A 17,241-nucleotide genomic window follows, 5' to 3' on the forward strand; every position below is an offset into this window, starting at 1 on the left:
GCAGGTCAGAAACCCAGCTTGACCAGCTGCTTCGGGTCCCGCTGCCAGTCCTTGGCCACCTTGACGTGGAGGTCCAGGTAGATGCGTGTACCCAGCAGGGCTTCGATTCCCTTGCGCGCGTTGGTTCCCACCTCGCGAAGCCGGCTGCCGCCCTTGCCGATGATGATGGCCTTCTGCGACGGGCGTTCCACGTACAGGTTCACGCGCACGTCCAGGAGAGGGCTGTCCTCCGGCCGGTCCGGACGGGGAACGATCTCTTCGACCACCACTGCAAGGGAGTGGGGCAGTTCGTCGCGGACGCCTTCGAGTGCCGCTTCACGGATCAGCTCGGCAACCATGACGGCCTCGGGCTCGTCCGTCAGTTCGCCGTCGGGATACAGCGGGGGCGACGGCGGCATGTGGCTGATCAGGACATCCGCCACGGTTTCCACCTGGAAGCCATCCGTCGCGGACACGGGCACGATGTCCTTCCAGCCGTCCTCCCCCAGCACTTCACGGCCAAGCGCCGCGACTGCCAGGAGCTGTTCGGTCAGGGCCTGGCGGTCCACCAGGTCCGCCTTGGTGACGATGGCGATGACAGGCTTGCGTCCCACCGCGGCCAGCTGGGCGGCGATGAACTTATCCCCGGGACCGATCTTTTCGTTGGCCGGCAGGCAAAAGCCGATGGCGTCCACCTCGGCGAGGGTGTCCGCCACGAGGTCGTTCAGGCGCTTACCCAAAAGGGTGCGCGGGCGGTGCAGCCCCGGAGTGTCCACCAGGATCAGCTGGGCGTCATCCCGGTGCACGATGCCACGGATGGTGTGGCGGGTGGTCTGTGGTTTGGCGGACGTTATGGCCACCTTTTTCCCCACCAGGGCGTTGGTCAAGGTGGACTTTCCGGCGTTGGGGCGCCCCACCAGGACTGAAAAGCCTGCGCGGAAGCCGCCGAAGTCTTCCTCTGCTGCTGCTTTATTTTTCTTGCTCACGTGGAACTCCCTGCTGGGTTGTTTCCGCCTCTTCGAGGAGGTCTTCAAGGTCAGTGTCTACTCTTGGCACCGCTGCCGCAATAATGTGGCTGACGCGGTTCCGCCGGCCTTCCAACCGGTCTGCCCGGAGCGAGACTCCGTGGACTTCCACGTGGCTTCCAACGATCGGAACCCTGCCGAGCGCCTTGGCGAGCAGGCCGCCCACGGTGTCCACTTCGTCGTCGTCGAGCTCCATGTCGAAGAGCTCGCCCAGGTCGTCGATGCTCATGCGCGCGCTGACCCGATAGGAGCCATCGCCAAGCTCCACGGCTTCCGCGCTTTCGGTGTCGTACTCGTCAACAATCTCGCCCACGATCTCTTCGATCAGGTCCTCAAGGGTGACAAGTCCAGCCGTGCCGCCGTATTCGTCGATGACGATGGCAACGTGCGTGGATTCCTTCTGCAGTTCACGCAGCAGGTCGCTCACCGGCTTGGATTCCGGCACGTACCGGACCTCCCGGGCCAGTGACTCCACCAGTGGCGGTTCCTCGTCCGGGGCCAGCTCGTGCAGGACGGCGGCAACGTCCTTAAGGTAGATGATGCCGAGGATGTGGTCGGTGTCCTCGGCGATCACGGGGATCCTGGAATAGCCGGAGCGAAGGAACAGCGTCATGGCCTGGCGGAGGCTGGAGCCCGCTTCGATGCTGAGGATGTCCGTCCTGGGCACCATGACCGCGCGCACCAACGTGTCGCCGAAGTCGAACACGGACTGGATCATCTCAGCCTCGGTGTCCTCGATCATGTCCGATTCGCTGGCCCGCTCCACAAGTTCACGGAATTCCTGCTCGCTGAAAAACGCTTCGTCGCCGCCCGGCGCGCCGGGCGCTGCCGCGCTTCCCAACGCCACGAGCCAGCCGGGGATGGGCCCCAGGACCCAGGTGAGGAAGCGGATCAAGGGGGCTGTGAAGCGGACCACGGCAGCAGAATGCAGCCTGCCCAGCTGCCGGGGTGAGACACCCACGATCACGAATCCCAGCAGGGCCATGATGCCGGTAGCTGCCAGGCCGGCAAGCCAGATGTTGTCCAGCAGGCTGTAAAGCAGGACGGCCACAGCCACCGCGGATGCCATCTCGAACCAGATGCGCCAGAACCGGAGGGCCCGGATATGCGCCACGGGCTGGGCGAGGATCCGGCGCATGGCGATATTGCGGCTCTTGAGGAGTGCCTCCTCGGCGTCGTGGCGCGGGAGGAAATTGAAGGCGGCCTCGGCCGCGGTCAACACCGCCGCGATACCCAGGAAGACCAGGGCCATCGCGACAAGGAGCAAAGGCGTCACTGGGTGGTCTCGGCGGGTGCTTCTTTGCCGGTGAAGCCTGACAGGAGTTCCCGCTGGAGCCCGAACATCTCGGCCTTCTCCTCGGGTTCTGCATGGTCATAGCCCAACAGGTGCAGGATGCCGTGTGTTGTCAGCAGCAGCATTTCATCCTGGAGCTGATGGCCCGCGTTCCGGGCCTGGACCACGGCCACCTGGGGGCAGATGGCAATGTCGCCAAGCATTCCCTGCGGGGTGGGCCGGTCGGGTGTTCCGGGTGTGAGCTCGTCCATGGGTACGGACAGGACATCGGTGGATCCCGGCTCATCCATCAGTTCGATGTGCAGCTTCTCCATTGCCGGCTCGTCCACGAGGAGGATCGACAGTTCTGCCTGGGGATGGATATACAGCTGTTCGAAGATGTACCGGGACAGCGCAACGAGTTCCGCTTCGTCAACCTGGACGCCGGACTCGTTGTTCACCTCGATGCTCAAGCGTGTTCCCCCCGTTTTTCCTTGGTTGCTGAATGTTTGACGCGGCGGCGCTGGGCATCGTCCCAGATGCTGTAGGCATTGACGATGTCGCCCACCAGGCGGTGCCGGACGACGTCGGCCGCGTCCAGGACCGAAAAGTTCACGCCTTCGATGCCGGTCAGGATTTCCTCCACGATCCGCAGTCCGGACCGGGTGCCGAAGGGCAGGTCAACCTGGGTTACGTCACCGGTGACCACCATCTTCGAGCCGAAGCCGAGCCGCGTCAGGAACATCTTCATTTGCTCAGGCGTGGTGTTCTGCGCCTCGTCGAGAATGATGAAGGCGTCGTTGAGCGTGCGGCCGCGCATGTAGGCAAGGGGTGCCACCTCGATGGTGCCGGCTGCCATGAGCCGCGGAATGGATTCGGGATCCATCATGTCGTGCAGTGCGTCATAGAGCGGACGGAGGTACGGATCGATTTTGTCGCTCAGGGTTCCGGGGAGGAAGCCCAGGCGTTCCCCGGCTTCAACCGCCGGACGGGTCAGGATGATCCGGCTGACCTCTTTTTGCTGCAGCGCCTGTACTGCTTTGGCCATGGCAAGGTACGTCTTGCCGGTTCCGGCCGGCCCGATACCAAAGATCACGGTGTTGTCGTCAATGGCGTCAACGTAGTTCTTCTGGTTCAGGGTTTTCGGGCGGATGGTGCGGCCGCGGCTGGAGAGGATGTCATGGGTCAGCACGTCCACGGGGTTCTGCAGGGACTGGGTGCGCAAGAGTGCCACCAGCTGCTGGAGCACCGTGGGACTGATCACCGTGCCGCGGGCAACGAGGCCGCGGACTTCATGGAGGAGCCGCATGATCCGCGGTACGTCACTGGTGGGACCGCTGATGGAGAGTTCGTTGCCGCGGACGTGGAAATTAACGTCCGGGAACTGTTCCTCGATGTACCGCAACGCCTCATCATGGCTGCCGAGTGACTGGACCATCTGATCGGAGTTGTCAAAAAGGACTACCTCGGTCCGGATGCCGGGGAGGGAATGGGGGAACTCCCCGGACGTGCCCTCTCCGGTGGTGAGCCGGCGCTTTCCGTTAGCTGATTCAGTCATGGTGCTGGCCCGCAGGCCTGTGGTCCCCTCGAGGTCGGTTCAGTTGTTGGGCTGTTGCGCGGAGGCCGTTGCCCGTTCTCCCCGTCCAGCGATCCTTCCATCTTACGCCAGAGCATCCCCCAGCCGGATAAAGCGAGGCTGCCCTGCAGGGCCAAAAGGGCCTGCCGTGGCGGCGGTGCGTCATAAGGTATCAACTTCATATCGGCCTCATATCGTTCCCGTTGCAGTTGGCCGCCAGTGCCGCTCCGCGGCTCTTCGGCTCCGCGCGTTGTGCCATGCTGGAAATCCAGCTGCAGCTGGAACACCAGGCCGCCCGGGGATCGGCCCTCCATGCAAGGAAAGGACAGGCAACAAAAGTGCCGGAAACCGCTGCGCCCAAGGGCGCCGCCCGTGCCATGGGCCGCGCGCGCGCACTTGTACTTGCCGGTGTCCTTGTTGCCGTCCCTGCCTTGACGGGCTGCATTGCCGAAGCGGGACCGTCACCCACAGCCACGCCGCTCACAGGTCCGGCCGCCTCGGGCACCGCACAGCCTCCATCCACCAGCGCGCCGCTGGAAACCACCCAGTCCTCCAACAAGGCGCCGGTGTACTGGATCGGCCGCAGCGACAGCGGCGTTTTCCTTTACCGGGAATTCCGGGATGTCCCTGACCAGGAAAATCCGGTGACCCGGGCATTGCGGGCCATGATGTCCGACAAACCCCTCGACCCTGATTTTTTTACCCCGTGGCAGAACCCGGGCCAGCTCGCCACGTCGATTTCGGGCAAGGACGTCATCACTGTTGATGTGTCCGAGGATGCGTTCAACAGCAACCTCGACGCCGACATGGCTGCCCGGGCCATCCAGCAGCTGGTGTATACGGCGACGGCCGCGGCTGCCAGCTCAGGACTGATCGACTCGGGGCAGCAGATCCGGGTGCGGATCCTGGTGGACGGACATACGGACTACGTGGCCTTTGACCACATCCAGCTGGGAGCCCTGATGACGCGGACCGCGGGCCTTGTTGCGCCCGTCTGGATTATTGGCCCCCAGGAAAACGTGGAAGTGGGCGGCGGCAGCGTCAAGATCACCGGGCGCAGCACAACGGCAGGCGGCAAGCTCCGCTGGCAGATCCTCCAGTCCAGGGACAACGGCGCCAAGGAGCCGTTCCTCACGGGCGAGACCACCGCGTCTGCTGAACAGGGACAGGCCGGGGTGTTCACCCTGGCGTTAAACCTGCCGCCAGGTGACTACGAGCTGCGGGTGTCCCAGGCGGGCACGGGCGACCAGCCGGACCAGTACGAGGACACCCGGGCCTTTAAGGTGCGGTAGCCTTCCAGCGGCCCAGGATGTCGCTGGCAAGGACGACGGCGGCAGGCCCGGCCGTTGATGAGCGCAGGACGTGGTGGCCCAGGAGTGCTGTCACGGCGCCCTTGTCACAGAGTTTCGTGACTTCCCGGGGGCTGATGCCGCCTTCCGGCCCCACGATCAGGAGGACTTCCCGGGGCACCGCTCCCCCCGCGCCATCCCATGCTTCGAGGACGTTTCGAAGTGGCCGCACGGCGTCCTCATGAAGGATGACCGCCAGGCCGGCCGCTTCCACCACCCCGGACAGGGCGGCTGTGTCGACGGCGGGCCGGACCTCGGGAACCCAGGCCCGGCGCGCCTGCTTGGCCGCCGCGCTCACGACAGACTGCCATTTGGCATGGGCTTTAGCGGCCCGGTCACCTTTCCAGCGCACGATGGAACGCTCGGACTGCCAGGGAATGACGGCGTCGATTCCGAGCTCTGTCGCCGTTTCGATGGCCAACTCGTCCCGGTCGCCCTTCGCAAGCGCCTGGACCAGGACCAGCCGGACATCGGGGCGGTCTTCGACAGCCACCGACGTGCACTCGACCTCCAGAGCCGCGGAAGAAGCCGCGGTGACGCGTCCGCTCATCCGTGTGCCGGCACCGTCCACGATGTCCACAGCTTCACCGGGTGACAGCCGTTTAACCGCAACAGCGTGCCTGGCTTCGGCTCCTTCCAGGATGAACCGTGTTGCGGGCGCGACGCCGTCCAGGGACCCGGCGGGAGTGAAGAAGACGGGGTTGCTCACCGCTACAGGTTACCGAGGCGGTCCCGGAGTTTGGCGAACATGCCGCCGCTGGCAGCGAGTTTGCCCTCGGTGATCTGCTCGCCGCGCATCTTGGCGAGCTGCCGCAGCAGGTCCTCCTGGGCGGCATCCAGCTTTGCGGGGGTCTCAACCTGCAGGTGCACCTTCAGGTCGCCGCGGCCGTAGCCGCGCAGGTGGGTAACGCCGAGGCCGCGGAGGGTGATGATCTCACCGGACTGCGTTCCGGGCTTGACGTCGATTTCCTGGGTCCCGTCGAAGGTCTCAAGGCTTACCTCTGTACCCAGCGCTGCGGCTGTCATGGGGATGTTCAGCGTGGCGTGGAGGTCGTCTCCGTCGCGGACGTAGGTGGCGTCGTTGTTGACGCGGATTTCCACGTAAAGGTCACCGGAGGGTCCGCCGGCGGGCCCGGCCTCGCCCTGGCCCGAGAGCTGGATCCGGGTGCCGGTGGCCACGCCGGCGGGAACCTTGATGGTCAGGGACCGGCGGCTCCGGATCCGTCCCTGGCCGCTGCATTCGTTGCAGGGGTCCTTGATGACGGTGCCGAAGCCTTCGCAGCTGCCGCAGGGCGCAGCCGTCATGACCTGGCCCAGGATGGAGCGAACGGCCCGCTGGACCTGGCCGCTGCCTCCGCAGATGTCACACCGTTCGGGGTGGGTGCCGGGCCGGCAGCATGATCCCTCGCAGGTGGGGCAGGTGACCGCGGTGTCCACTTCGAGTTTCTTGTTGACGCCGAACACCGCATCGCGGAGGTCGATCCGGACACTGATGAGGGCGTCCTGGCCGCGGCGGACACGGGAGGCAGGCCCGGTGGAGCCGCCGGCGCCAAAGAACGTGTCAAAGATGTCCTGGAACGCGAAGCCCTGGCCGGCGTAGCTGCCGCCGCCGAATCCGTTGTCCGTACCGTTTTCGTTGCCGGTGGTGTCATAGACGCGCCGCTTTTGGGGGTCGGAAAGGACCTCGTACGCGTGGGTTACTGCCTTGAAGCGGTCTGCGGCGTCCTCACCCGGGTTAACGTCCGGGTGCAGGGTCCGGGCCAGTTTTCGGTAGGCCTTCTTGATTTCTTCGCCGGTGGCCTCCGGTGAGACTCCAAGGACGTCATAGTGGCTGCTCAAAGTTCGTATCTCTTCCTTGTTGTACTGCCTGCATGCGGGGTGCCCTGCCCGTGGTTCCGGCGGCCTAAGCGCCGGGACCGCCGGTCAGGGTCCCAGGATCCGGGAAAGGTAACGGGCAACAGCCCTGACGGCGGCCATGGTGGTGGGATAGTCCATGCGCGTCGGCCCCAGCACGCCAATCTTGGCCGTGCTGTCCGGGCCATATCCCGTGGCCACGACAGACGCCTCTGAAAGGCCGTCGTAGGGGTTCTCGCGGCCGATGCTGACGGCCACGCCGCGGTGGTCCTGCGCCATCTCGCTCAAGAGCCGCAGCATGACCACCTGCTCCTCAAGGGCTTCCAGGACGGGGCCGATGCTGAGCGGGAAATCGACGTTGGACCGTGCAAGGTTCGCCGTTCCCGCCATCACCATCCGGTCCTCACGGCTGCTGTGCGCCAGCACCTCCAGCCCGTGGGCCAACGCCTGAGCGGCCGGCCTCTGGCTGGGACTGACGGCCGACACCACGGCCGGAAGTGACTGGGCCAGCTGGCCGAGCGGCGTTCCTGAAAGGGAACCCAGGAACCGGGTCCGCAAGGCGGCCAGGGCGTCGTCCCCCATGTCCTGCCCGACGTCGATGACCCGCTGTTCCACTTTGCCGCTGTTCGCGATCAGCACCACCAGCACCTTGCGGGGAGCAAGCAGGACGAATTCGATGTGCCGGATCAGGGCACGGCTCAGGTGCGGATACTGGACCACCGCCACCTGGTTGGTGAGCTGCGACAGCAGGCGGACCGTCCGGTCCAGGACATCGTCGAGGTCGTCCGAGCCCTCGAGCAACGACTGGATGGCCCGGCGCTCGGCCTGCGACAGGGGTTTGACGGCCGAAATCTGGTCGACGAACAGACGGTAGCCCTTGTCGGTGGGAATCCGGCCCGCGCTGGTGTGCGGGGCGGTGATCAGGCCCTCGTCCTCCAGCGCCGCCATATCGTTGCGGATTGTCGCACTGGAGACGCCGAGATGATGCCTCTCGACCAGGGCCTTGGATCCCACCGGCTCGCGGGAGTGGACGTAGTCCTCCACGATGGCCCGCAGTACTTCCAGCTTGCGTGGCTCGCTCACACTCCACCTCCATCCAGGGTCAGGGCGGCCGTGCCGCCCGCACCGTGCCACCACCAGGGTTAGCACTCGACATGCCTAAGTGCTAACAGTCTATTATGCCCCGGGCCGTTGTTAGCATTGGTACCGCTCCGGGCGAAATTCCGGTGGCACTGATCTAGCGCTAGGCGGAGTCGATCCATGGATTACCAGAACTGGGGGCCCCGGGACATGTCCGCGCCCGTCCGGACCCAATTGCCCGAAGTGCCCGTTGAGCGCGGCATGGTGCTGGAGGACGTCCAGTCCGGTTGGGTCGGCGCCGTCACCCGGGTGGAAAAGTCCGGTGGGATGCACGTGGTGGTCCTCGAGGACCGCCGCGGGAAGTCACGGACCTTCCGGCTGGGTTTCGGCTTCCTCCTCGAAGGCCGCGCAATCCGCCTCATGCCCCCAGCACCCCGTCCGGCCACGGCCGGCCCCGCCGCCGGAAGGACAGCCTCCGGCTCGGTGCGGGTTGCCGGCCATCGCGCACAGGTAGCCAAGGCAAGCCGCATCTGGGTGGAGGGAAAGCACGACGCCGAACTGGTGGAAAAAGTGTGGGGAGACGACCTTCGGGTGGAGGGCATCGTCGTCGAACCCCTGCACGGCATTGACGACCTGGCCGGCGCAGTGGCCGACTTCCGGCCCGGACCGGGACGGCGCCTGGGCGTGCTCGTGGACCACCTTGTGCCGGACTCCAAGGAGTCGCGCATCGCTGATGCCGTCATGGCGTCTCCCGGCGCGGCGGGGAACGTGCTCATCGTGGGCCATCCCTACGTGGACGTGTGGCAGGCCATCCGGCCCGCTGTCCTCGGCATCGAGAAGTGGCCCGTTGTGCCACGGGGGCAGGACTGGAAGACCGGGATCCTGGCCGCTTTCGGCTGGCCCCACGCCACGAAGGAAGACATCGGGCTGGGATGGCAGAAGCTGTTGGGGGCTGTCCGCAGCTATGCAGACCTGGAAGCATCCCTGCTGGGGCGGGTTGAGGAAGTGATCGACTTCCTCACTGTTCCTTGATTGGGCAGCCAGCACCCGGATAGCCAGTATTCTTGGTACTGCGGTGCCTGCGAAAAAGGGGCAGGCACCGCACCCAACCACCGGCATCCGCACCATTTGCACTCTCGAAGGAACAGACTGTGTCAGAAAACGCACGTGATCACAGGGACAGCCAGGGCGGCGCGGGCCGCTCGGAATACCACGGCGTCCCGGCGAATGCGCTGCCCCTGACGGCGGGCGAGGACCGGCAGTGGGCCACGCTGGCGCACTTTGGCGGGATCCTCGGCTGCGTTCCTGCGCTGCTGATCTTCCTCATTTTCAGGGACCGGGGCCCGTTCACCGCCCAGGAGTCCAAGGAAGCCCTCAACTTCAGCCTCCCGCCCACCATCGCGGCCGTGGTGGCCAATATCCTGGTTTTCATCCCCGTAATCGGCAACATTTTTGCCGTGATCGCGACCCTCATCTGGATCGCCCTCACCTGCTTCTCCGTGGCCGCCGGGATCCACGTCAACCGCGGCCAGCCGCACCGCTACCCGTACAACCTTCGCTGGATCAAGTAACCGCAACACGGGGTCACTCCCTGCCCAACAACCACGCGCTTTTGGGCCGGGAGTGACCCGTGTTGGTTTAGCGGATTACTCGGGAAGGATGCGGCGGACCACGGCGTCAGCCAGCAGGCGTCCCTTGAGGGTGAGGACCAGTTTCCCCCGGAACGCCGCGGCCGGGTCCACCAGGCCGTCGGCAATCAGCCCGGCAATCTCATGCCGACCCACGGCGCTCAGGGCGGCCACCTCAAGCCCGGCCTGAAGGCGGGCTTCGAGCATGACGCGCTCGATGTTCCGGGTTTCCAGGTCCAAGGTTTCCCTGCCCGCGGCCGGGGACAGGCCCTGGGCCAGGCGGCCGGCGTAGGCAGTGGGGTGCTTGACGTTCCACCAGCGGACACCGCCCATGTGGGAGTGCGCGCCGGGGCCGATCCCCCACCAGTCGTCCCCGCGCCAATAGGCGAGGTTGTGGCGGCAGGCATGGTCCGGGGTACGGGCCCAGTTGCTGACTTCGTACCAGCCCAGCCCGGCTTTGGTGATCAGCTCATCGGCGAGCTCGTACTTGTCCGCATGGTCGTCGTCGTCAATCCCGGGAACCTCACCACGGCGGATCTGGGCGGCCAGCTTGGTGCCGTCCTCGATGATCAGCGCGTAGGCGCTGATGTGGTCCGGACCGTACGACAACGCCGTGTCCAGTGTGTGGCGCCAGTCGGCCAGGGACTCCCCCGGCGTTCCATAGATCAGGTCTAGGCTGACGGCGAGACCCGCCTCGCGCGCCCACTGCACAACCTCCGGCACCCGGCTGGGCGTGTGCGTCCGGTCCAGGACCTTGAGCACATGCGGAACCGCCGACTGCATGCCGAACGAGATCCGGGTGAACCCGGCGTCTTTCAAAATGGCGAGGGATTCGGGCGTGACGGAGTCGGGATTGGCCTCCGTGGTGACTTCGGCGCCGTCCTCGATCCCCCACTGGTCGATGGCCGTCCGAAGAATCAGGGCAAGGTCGTCCGCGGGAAGCAGCGTGGGAGTGCCGCCGCCGAAGAAGACGGTGCTGAGCTTCCGGTCGGGGATCCCGGACCCGGCCAGCACCTTGGCCGCCAGCGCCACCTCGGACGCCGCGGTTTGGGCGTAGGCATCCTGCGACGCACCGCCGCCCAGTTCGGTGGCGGTGTAGGTGTTGAAGTCGCAGTAACCACAACGGACGGCGCAGAACGGAATGTGCACATACAACCCGAATGCCCGGTCCGCCGCACCTTCCGCTGCCTGGGCAGGCAGCAGTCCGTCCGACGGCGCCGGGTCGCCGAGTGGAAGAACGCTAGGCATCGTTGCGGCCCTGGTTATGTCCGGCCACCATCATCACTACTTCTTGGCCTTGTCCTTGGATTCGTCGGTGGTGAGTGCGGCGATGAAGGCCTCCTGCGGGACCTCAACGCGGCCCACCATCTTCATGCGCTTCTTGCCTTCCTTTTGCTTCTCCAGCAGTTTGCGCTTACGGGAGATGTCACCGCCGTAGCACTTGGCCAGGACGTCCTTGCGGATGGCGCGGATGCTTTCGCGGGCAATGATCCGGGAGCCAATGGCTGCCTGGATGGGCACCTCGAACTGCTGGCGGGGAATGAGTTCGCGCAGCTTGGTGGTCATCATGACCCCGTAGGAGTAGGCCTTGTCGCGGTGGGTGATGGCGGAGAACGCATCCACCTGCTCACCCTGGAGCATGATGTCCACCTTCACCAGGTCGGCCACCTGGTCGCCGTCGGCCTTCCAGTCCAGGGAACCGTAACCGCGGGTCTTGGACTTGAGGATGTCAAAGAAGTCGAACACGATCTCGGCGAGCGGCAGGCGGTACCGGATTTCCACCCGGTCCTCGGACAGGTAGTCCATGCCGCCCATCACACCGCGGCGGCTCTGGCACAGCTCCATGATGGCACCAACAAACTCGTTGGGGGCCAGGATAGTTGCGGAGACCATGGGCTCGCGGACCTCGGATATTTTGCCGGAGGGGTATTCGCTGGGGTTGGTCACATGGACCACCTTCTTGTCCTCCAGCGTCACCTCGTATTCCACGTTCGGGGCGGTGGAAATGAGGTCCAGGTTGTATTCGCGTTCCAGCCGCTCGCGGGTGATTTCCAAATGGAGCAGGCCGAGGAAGCCCACGCGGAAACCGAAGCCCAGGGCAGCGGACGTTTCAGGTTCGTAGACGAGGGCGGCGTCGTTGAGCATCAGCTTCTCCAGCGCATCGCGGAGCACCGGATAGTCCGTGCCGTCCAGCGGGTACAGGCCGGAGAAGACCATCGGCTTGGCATCGGCGTAGCCGGGCAGGGAATCAGCCGCCGGTTTGGCGAGGTTGGTGACGGTGTCGCCCACCTTGGACAGGCGGACATCCTTCACCCCGGTGATGAGGTAGCCCACTTCGCCGACGCCCAGGCCCTTGGAGGGTGTGGGCTCCGGTGAGCTTACGCCGATCTCAAGGAGTTCGTGCGTGGCCCGCGTGGACATCATCTGGATGCGTTCGCGGGGGTGGAGCATGCCGTCCACCACGCGGACATAGGTCACCACGCCGCGGTAGGTGTCATAGACGGAGTCGAAGATCATGGCACGGGCGGGGGCGTCTGCGTCGCCTTCGGGGGCCGGCAGGTCGCGGACAATCTTGTCCAGCAGGGCTTCAACGCCCATGCCGGTCTTTCCCGAGACCCGAAGGACGTCCTCCGGATCCCCACCGATCAGGCTGGCAAGTTCGGCCGCGTACTTCTCGGGCTGGGCTGCCGGGAGGTCGATCTTGTTCAGGACCGGAATGATCGTGAGGTTGTTTTCCATCGCCAGGTACAGGTTGGCGAGGGTCTGGGCCTCAATACCCTGGGCTGCGTCCACCAGGAGGATCGCCCCTTCGCATGCGGCCAGCGAGCGGGAAACCTCGTAGGTGAAGTCCACGTGGCCCGGGGTGTCGATCATGTTCAGCGCGTAACTGGTGCCGTCGAGTTCCCAGGGCATGCGGACTGCCTGGGACTTGATGGTGATGCCGCGCTCGCGTTCGATGTCCATCCGGTCCAGGTACTGGGCCTTCATGTCGCGGGACTGAACGACGCCGGTGAACTGCAGCATGCGGTCTGCCAGGGTGGACTTACCGTGGTCAATATGCGCGATGATGCAGAAGTTCCGAATGAGGGCCGGATCTGTCGCGGCGGGCACCGGGGCGGTGCGGGCCATGGGAGACACGCAGGGTCCTTACTGTTGGCATTCACGCGGCACCGCCGGGGCACTGCAAAAGGCCCCTGCGGTTAAGCCGCACATCTGGAACATCCAGTGTCCCACGTCCGGACCTGTGGCACTGCATTCCATCCTCGATCTGCCGTCATTCCCCCGCGCACCGCCGGCTATAGGGTGGCGGAATGGCTATCAACCTCCTCCGTTCCCTGGGAAACGCCGCCGGAAGCGGCTTCCGGCTGCTGCGGAAAGCAGGACGGGCAACACCACCCGCCGGCCTTCGCCCCTCACAGGACCGCGCTTCCCGGGATTCCACGTCCAGGAATTCCGGTTCCCGGAATGCAGCTTCCACAGGTGCTGTTTCCGCGGACCGTCCCGGAGACCCCTACCCCGGCGATTTCCAGGGGCGGTTAGAAATCTCATATGCGCCGCAGCCAGACGGTGCGCCCGATCCGGGCGAAGTGGTGTGGGCGTGGGTTCCGTACGAAGAGGACCACACCCGCGGGAAGGACCGCCCGGTCCTCCTGGTAGGGCGCAGCGGGCCCTACCTGCTGGGGCTGATGCTGACCAGCCGGGACCGCATACCCGCCGCGTCGGTTTCCACCGAATATGTGGACCTGGGCAAGGGAAGCTGGGACCGGCAGGGCCGGCCGAGTGAGGCCAAGCTTGACCGCATCCTGCAGATCAGGCCGGACAGCATCCGGCGGGAAGGCGCGGTCCTGGACCGGGCGCGCTTCGACAGCGTGGCAGCCGGGCTGCGGCAGCGACACGGCTGGTCTTAACGGCAAAATGGCCAGTCCGGCGCCTGACCTGCTATTCTTTATAGCTGTGTGTCCGTGCAGGTCGACGGCCACTGATGGTTGGCCGCCATAGGTATCCCCACGCCGCTCAGTCAATGGCCAATCTGAAAGCCCTCTAGACCATTTCCGCATTAAAAAGAGAGTTCACACGTGGCGAATATCAAGTCCCAGAAGAAGCGCATCCTCACCAACGAGAAGGCACGCCTGCGCAACAACGCAGTCAAGTCCGAGCTGAAGACGGCCATCCGCGCCGTCAACACCGCCGTTGAGTCCACGGACAAGGATGCAGCTGCTGCTGCCCTGGTTACTGCCAGCCGCAAGCTGGACAAGGCTGTCAGCAAGGGTGTTCTGCACAAGAACAACGCAGCGAACCGCAAGTCGGCGATCTCCAAGAAGGTCAACGCACTCTAAGGTTTCCAGTTCGTCTGAACTGATGGTTGTGGCCGGTATCCTCGGGTACCGGCCACACATCTTTAAGCACCAATAGGCAGCACCGTGAAGCGGGGCCGCAACGGGTCAGCGGCCCCCGCGTGCACGGGCGCGGGGGCGCGTTACCTGCCCTGGACGGACATCGCTATCACCGTCACGGCATGCTCTACCGCGTACACCGGGTCGCGGGACAATCCCTTGACCTGGGCGTCGGCTTCGGCAGTTGCCTGGATGGAGCGCACCAGCCCTTCCGGTGTCCAGCGGCGGACGTCGCGTTGGGCCTGTTCCACCAGCCAGGGCTGCATTCCCAGTTCCGACGCGATCTGGGCTGAGGAACCGGAGGCTCCCGCCACCCGGGCTACGGTGCGCAGTTTGGCGGCGAGGGCTGCCACGAGCGGAACCGGGTCGGCGCCGGTAGCCAGTGCGTGGCGGAGCGTGGACAGCGCCAAGGGGCCGTTGCCTGCCATCGCGGCATCGGCCACCTTGAATGCGGTGGCCTCGATCCGCCCTCCGTAGTAGCGGTCCACCACTTCCGACGTCACTGTGGTGCCGGCGTCTGCCACCAATTGGCTGCATGCGGCCGCGAGCTCGGAAAGGTTGGCTCCGACTGCGTTGACGAGGGCAAGGACGGCTTCCTGTTCGATGCGGCGCCCTGCGGTCTTGAATTCGGCGGAAACGAACGCCATCTTGTCGGCGTCCTTTTTCAGGGGCTGGCAGTCAACCACGGGCCAGCCGGCCTTCTTGATGGCGTCCAAAAGCTTTTTGCCGCGCGTTCCCCCGGCGTGCCGCAGGACCAGCACGGCGTCCGGTTCCGTATGGTCCAGGTACCGAAGGGCGTCAGCGAGGAAGGCGTCGTTCATGGCTTCGACGCCTTCCACCTCGATCAGTTTGCTTTCACCGAACAGTGACGGGCTGACCTGCATCAGCAGCGTTCCGGCCTCGTAGCCTGCCGCGTTGATGCGGCTCACTTCCACGTCCGGAGCCGCTGCCCGGACCTGCGCGCGGATCGTGTCCATGGCCCTGATGCCCAGGTATTCCTCAGGCCCGCTGACCAGGACGACGGCGGCAGGGGTTACGTCACGCCAGGTGGCGGCATTCGACGCCGGGGAACGGGTTGCTCGCTTTTGCGCAGCGGCCATCGGGGGTTCCTTCCGGAAAGTTTTGTGGAGTATCCCAGCCTGCCACGTCCCGGCCCGCGGTCAAAGCCGCAGCGGGCCCGGACGGCAGCGACGTGCCGCTCGAGCAGTCCAAGGAGCACCACCGTGTGCCGGTGCGAAGCGAGAACCAGGTCCAGGGCCCGCCGGGGCCGGGCCACCGCCCACACAGCGGCCACTGTCAGAATCGAAAAGAGCACCATGGACAGCAGCCCGGGGACGCCCTCGGGCCAGGCCAAGGCCGAGCCGGGAAGGCCGGCGGCGATCCGGGCCGTGCCGGCCACCCCGGCGCTGAACGTCCCCGCCACCGCGATCAGCACGGTTGCCAGCCAGGGTGCCAGGACAACAAGGGGAACGGCCGCTGTCCCCAGCAGCGTCACGGGCGCCACCAGCGGCGAAGCGACCACGTTGGCCAGGAGCGAATACGTGGAGAACTGGGGCTGCAGCAGCACAATCACCGGCCCGCACAGCAGCTGGGCCGACAACGGGACCGCCACGGCTGCAGCTGCCCAGCGGGGAACTGCAGCAGGCGTCCACTCGATGATGCGCCGGCCCAGGACGATAATCCCGAGCGTCGCGAGAACCGACAGCAGGAAGCCGAAACTGCCGCCAAGCCCGGGGTCCAGGAGGAGTAATCCCATAACGGCCAGGCAGAGGAAGCTCAGTCCCCGGCCTGAACGGCCTCCCGCCAACGCAACCACCCCCACCGCCCCCATCAAGGCGGCCCGCAGGACACTCGCATCCGGGCCCACCAGCACCACGAACAGCCCCAATACCGTGAGGGCAACCGCCGCCGCAGGAATGCGCGGCAGGCGGAACCGCCGGCAGGCGAGCAGGACGGCACCGAGAACCAGGCTGCAGTTGGCCCCGCTGACCGCCGTCAGGTGCGTCATGCCCACAGCTTTCATCGAGTTTTCCAGCCCCTCATCCAGGGCGCTGGTATCCCCTGTGACCATTCCCGGGAGCAGGCCTGCGGCATCAGGCGACAGGAAGGCCGAGGCCGCAACAAAACGCGTCCGCAAATCCTTGGCCGCGCCCTCCAGCCTCTCCCCGCCGGTGGGCATGCCCGGTGCGGATGACGCGGTAAGGGTGCCTGCCTCCTGCCGCCCGGGGTTTGGGGGCCGGAGCTTTCCGGTGGCACGCACGGATTGCCCGGGGACCAGCGCTGCCCACGTGTCGCCACCCATCACCACCAACTGCGCGCGGGTCCGGAGCAACATCCCGCCCGTGGTCACCTCCCGTGTCCAGACCGAAACCGACCAGCGCGCCGGCGGCCCTGCCTGCCCGGGCGCGTCCAGGGCACGCGGCGCCCCGGCCACTTCGACGACGGCCACAACGGACTTGCCCGAGGCTATGGCCGCGGCCAAGGGACCCTCGAACCGCTGGCTTGATGCTGTGGAGGAGTGTGCTGCTGCGGCGGCGGCCAGCACGCAGGCCACAGCAGTGGTGGCGAGGAAGCTTCGCCGGGCGGGTATGCGGCCGGCGAGCCGTGCAAGCCGAACCAGCAGAAATGCCGCCAGGGCAAGCAACCCGATACACAGCACAGCCAGGACAGACGGCGTGAGCCAAAGGCCCGCGATGGATGCACCCCAGACCATGGCGGCCGGCAACGCGAGGCGCACGTCGGTGCGGCGCCTCGGGGCCTCATTGCCGGCGTCGTTCCCCTGTCCCGCACCTTTGGTGCCGGCCCGCTCCCGGGCGTAGTGGGCAAGCCTTCCGCCATATTCACGGATATCCCGGCGATGGGGTCCTGCGGGGCGGGGCGCCCGCCGTCCCGAAGGGCGCTGCCCCGAACGGCCGGCCGGGGCATCCCGGGCAGGCAACGGGACCCGGTCCCCTACGGCATCCACTTCAACGGAGGGAGCATCAGCTGCCCCGCCCCGGACGGCTGACGCCACGTAGCGGCTCCAGGGGCTGGGCCTCCGCTGCCCTCCGCCGGTGCCCATTTGGCTGCCGTTCATGGCCGGT

16 protein-coding genes are annotated in these 17,241 nt (G+C 66.0%); 5 read left to right on the forward strand and 11 right to left on the reverse strand.

The features are described 5' to 3' along the window. Positions 1-5: 5 nt before the first annotated feature. Genes era through ACZ9BC_RS05555 form a run of 4 tightly spaced genes read right to left on the reverse strand, consistent with a single transcriptional unit; the run spans position 6 to position 3,835 of the window. Positions 6-965: a GTPase Era gene (era, locus tag ACZ9BC_RS05540; protein WP_476245091.1), complete on the reverse strand. Its 960-nt coding sequence runs from the start codon at positions 963-965 to the stop codon at positions 6-8. Further along, a complete protein-coding gene (locus tag ACZ9BC_RS05545) occupies positions 949-2,280 on the reverse strand; it encodes a hemolysin family protein (protein ID WP_079596174.1) in 1,332 nt (443 codons plus the stop codon). Before ACZ9BC_RS05545 ends, era begins: the two co-directional genes overlap by 17 nt. After that, positions 2,277-2,750: an rRNA maturation RNase YbeY gene (ybeY, locus tag ACZ9BC_RS05550; protein WP_079596175.1), complete on the reverse strand. Its 474-nt coding sequence runs from the start codon at positions 2,748-2,750 to the stop codon at positions 2,277-2,279. Before ybeY ends, ACZ9BC_RS05545 begins: the two co-directional genes overlap by 4 nt. After that, positions 2,747-3,835 (reverse strand): PhoH family protein, encoded by a 1,089-nt coding sequence (locus tag ACZ9BC_RS05555; RefSeq protein WP_476245092.1) that lies wholly within the window; start codon positions 3,833-3,835, stop codon positions 2,747-2,749. The genes ybeY and ACZ9BC_RS05555 overlap by 4 nt, the downstream gene beginning before the upstream one ends. A 395-nt stretch (positions 3,836-4,230) precedes the next feature. On the opposite strand from ACZ9BC_RS05555, the gene ACZ9BC_RS05560 reads away from it, so the two are divergent. Beyond that, on the forward strand, positions 4,231-5,145 hold the full coding sequence (locus tag ACZ9BC_RS05560; protein ID WP_476245397.1) for a GerMN domain-containing protein: 915 nt from the start codon (positions 4,231-4,233) through the stop codon (positions 5,143-5,145). Here the strand turns inward: ACZ9BC_RS05560 and ACZ9BC_RS05565 are convergent. The 3 genes from ACZ9BC_RS05565 to hrcA form a co-directional block, all read right to left on the reverse strand. After that, positions 5,132-5,911, reverse strand: coding sequence for a 16S rRNA (uracil(1498)-N(3))-methyltransferase (locus ACZ9BC_RS05565; protein ID WP_476245093.1), 780 nt, complete (start codon positions 5,909-5,911; stop codon positions 5,132-5,134). The genes ACZ9BC_RS05560 and ACZ9BC_RS05565 overlap by 14 nt on opposite strands. 2 nt (positions 5,912-5,913) lie before the next feature. Continuing rightward, positions 5,914-7,041, reverse strand: coding sequence for a molecular chaperone DnaJ (gene dnaJ / locus ACZ9BC_RS05570; RefSeq protein WP_079596178.1), 1,128 nt, complete (start codon positions 7,039-7,041; stop codon positions 5,914-5,916). Positions 7,042-7,125: 84 nt separating this feature from the next. Further along, on the reverse strand, positions 7,126-8,139 hold the full coding sequence (gene hrcA / locus ACZ9BC_RS05575; RefSeq protein WP_476245094.1) for a heat-inducible transcriptional repressor HrcA: 1,014 nt from the start codon (positions 8,137-8,139) through the stop codon (positions 7,126-7,128). A 177-nt stretch (positions 8,140-8,316) separates the two neighbouring features. Here hrcA and ACZ9BC_RS05580 point away from each other — a divergent pair, with 177 nt between their 5' ends. Together ACZ9BC_RS05580 and ACZ9BC_RS05585 are read left to right on the forward strand one after the other, a co-directional pair. Beyond that, positions 8,317-9,168: a DUF3097 domain-containing protein gene (locus ACZ9BC_RS05580; protein WP_476245095.1), complete on the forward strand. Its 852-nt coding sequence runs from the start codon at positions 8,317-8,319 to the stop codon at positions 9,166-9,168. A gap of 119 nt (positions 9,169-9,287) precedes the next feature. Continuing rightward, entirely contained in the window at positions 9,288-9,707 is a 420-nt protein-coding gene (locus ACZ9BC_RS05585; protein ID WP_079596181.1) for a DUF4870 domain-containing protein, read from the forward strand. 75 nt (positions 9,708-9,782) lie between these two features. Here ACZ9BC_RS05585 and hemW read toward each other — a convergent pair whose 3' ends face one another. Further along, positions 9,783-11,012, reverse strand: a complete 1,230-nt coding sequence (gene hemW / locus ACZ9BC_RS05590; protein ID WP_476245096.1) for a radical SAM family heme chaperone HemW — start codon at positions 11,010-11,012, stop codon at positions 9,783-9,785. Positions 11,013-11,048: 36 nt separating this feature from the next. After that, on the reverse strand, positions 11,049-12,902 hold the full coding sequence (gene lepA, locus ACZ9BC_RS05595; RefSeq protein WP_079596183.1) for a translation elongation factor 4: 1,854 nt from the start codon (positions 12,900-12,902) through the stop codon (positions 11,049-11,051). Between the two features lie 173 nt (positions 12,903-13,075). Between lepA and ACZ9BC_RS05600 the strand changes: the two genes are divergently transcribed. Both ACZ9BC_RS05600 and rpsT read left to right on the forward strand, forming a co-directional pair. Then, positions 13,076-13,672, forward strand: a complete 597-nt coding sequence (locus tag ACZ9BC_RS05600) for a type II toxin-antitoxin system PemK/MazF family toxin (protein WP_476245097.1) — start codon at positions 13,076-13,078, stop codon at positions 13,670-13,672. A gap of 168 nt (positions 13,673-13,840) precedes the next feature. Then, positions 13,841-14,101, forward strand: a complete 261-nt coding sequence (gene rpsT / locus ACZ9BC_RS05605; protein WP_056739236.1) for a 30S ribosomal protein S20 — start codon at positions 13,841-13,843, stop codon at positions 14,099-14,101. 140 nt (positions 14,102-14,241) lie between these two features. Here rpsT and holA read toward each other — a convergent pair whose 3' ends face one another. Then, positions 14,242-15,258 carry a DNA polymerase III subunit delta gene (gene holA / locus ACZ9BC_RS05610; RefSeq protein ID WP_115525845.1) on the reverse strand — a complete coding sequence of 339 codons (1,017 nt, stop codon included), beginning with the start codon at positions 15,256-15,258 and terminating at the stop codon, positions 14,242-14,244. Then, a complete protein-coding gene (locus ACZ9BC_RS05615) occupies positions 15,192-17,234 on the reverse strand; it encodes a ComEC/Rec2 family competence protein (RefSeq protein WP_476245098.1) in 2,043 nt (680 codons plus the stop codon). Before ACZ9BC_RS05615 ends, holA begins: the two co-directional genes overlap by 67 nt. Between the last annotated feature and the right edge of the window lie 7 nt (positions 17,235-17,241).

It is taken from the genome of Pseudarthrobacter sp. TE3704, from assembly GCF_056279405.1.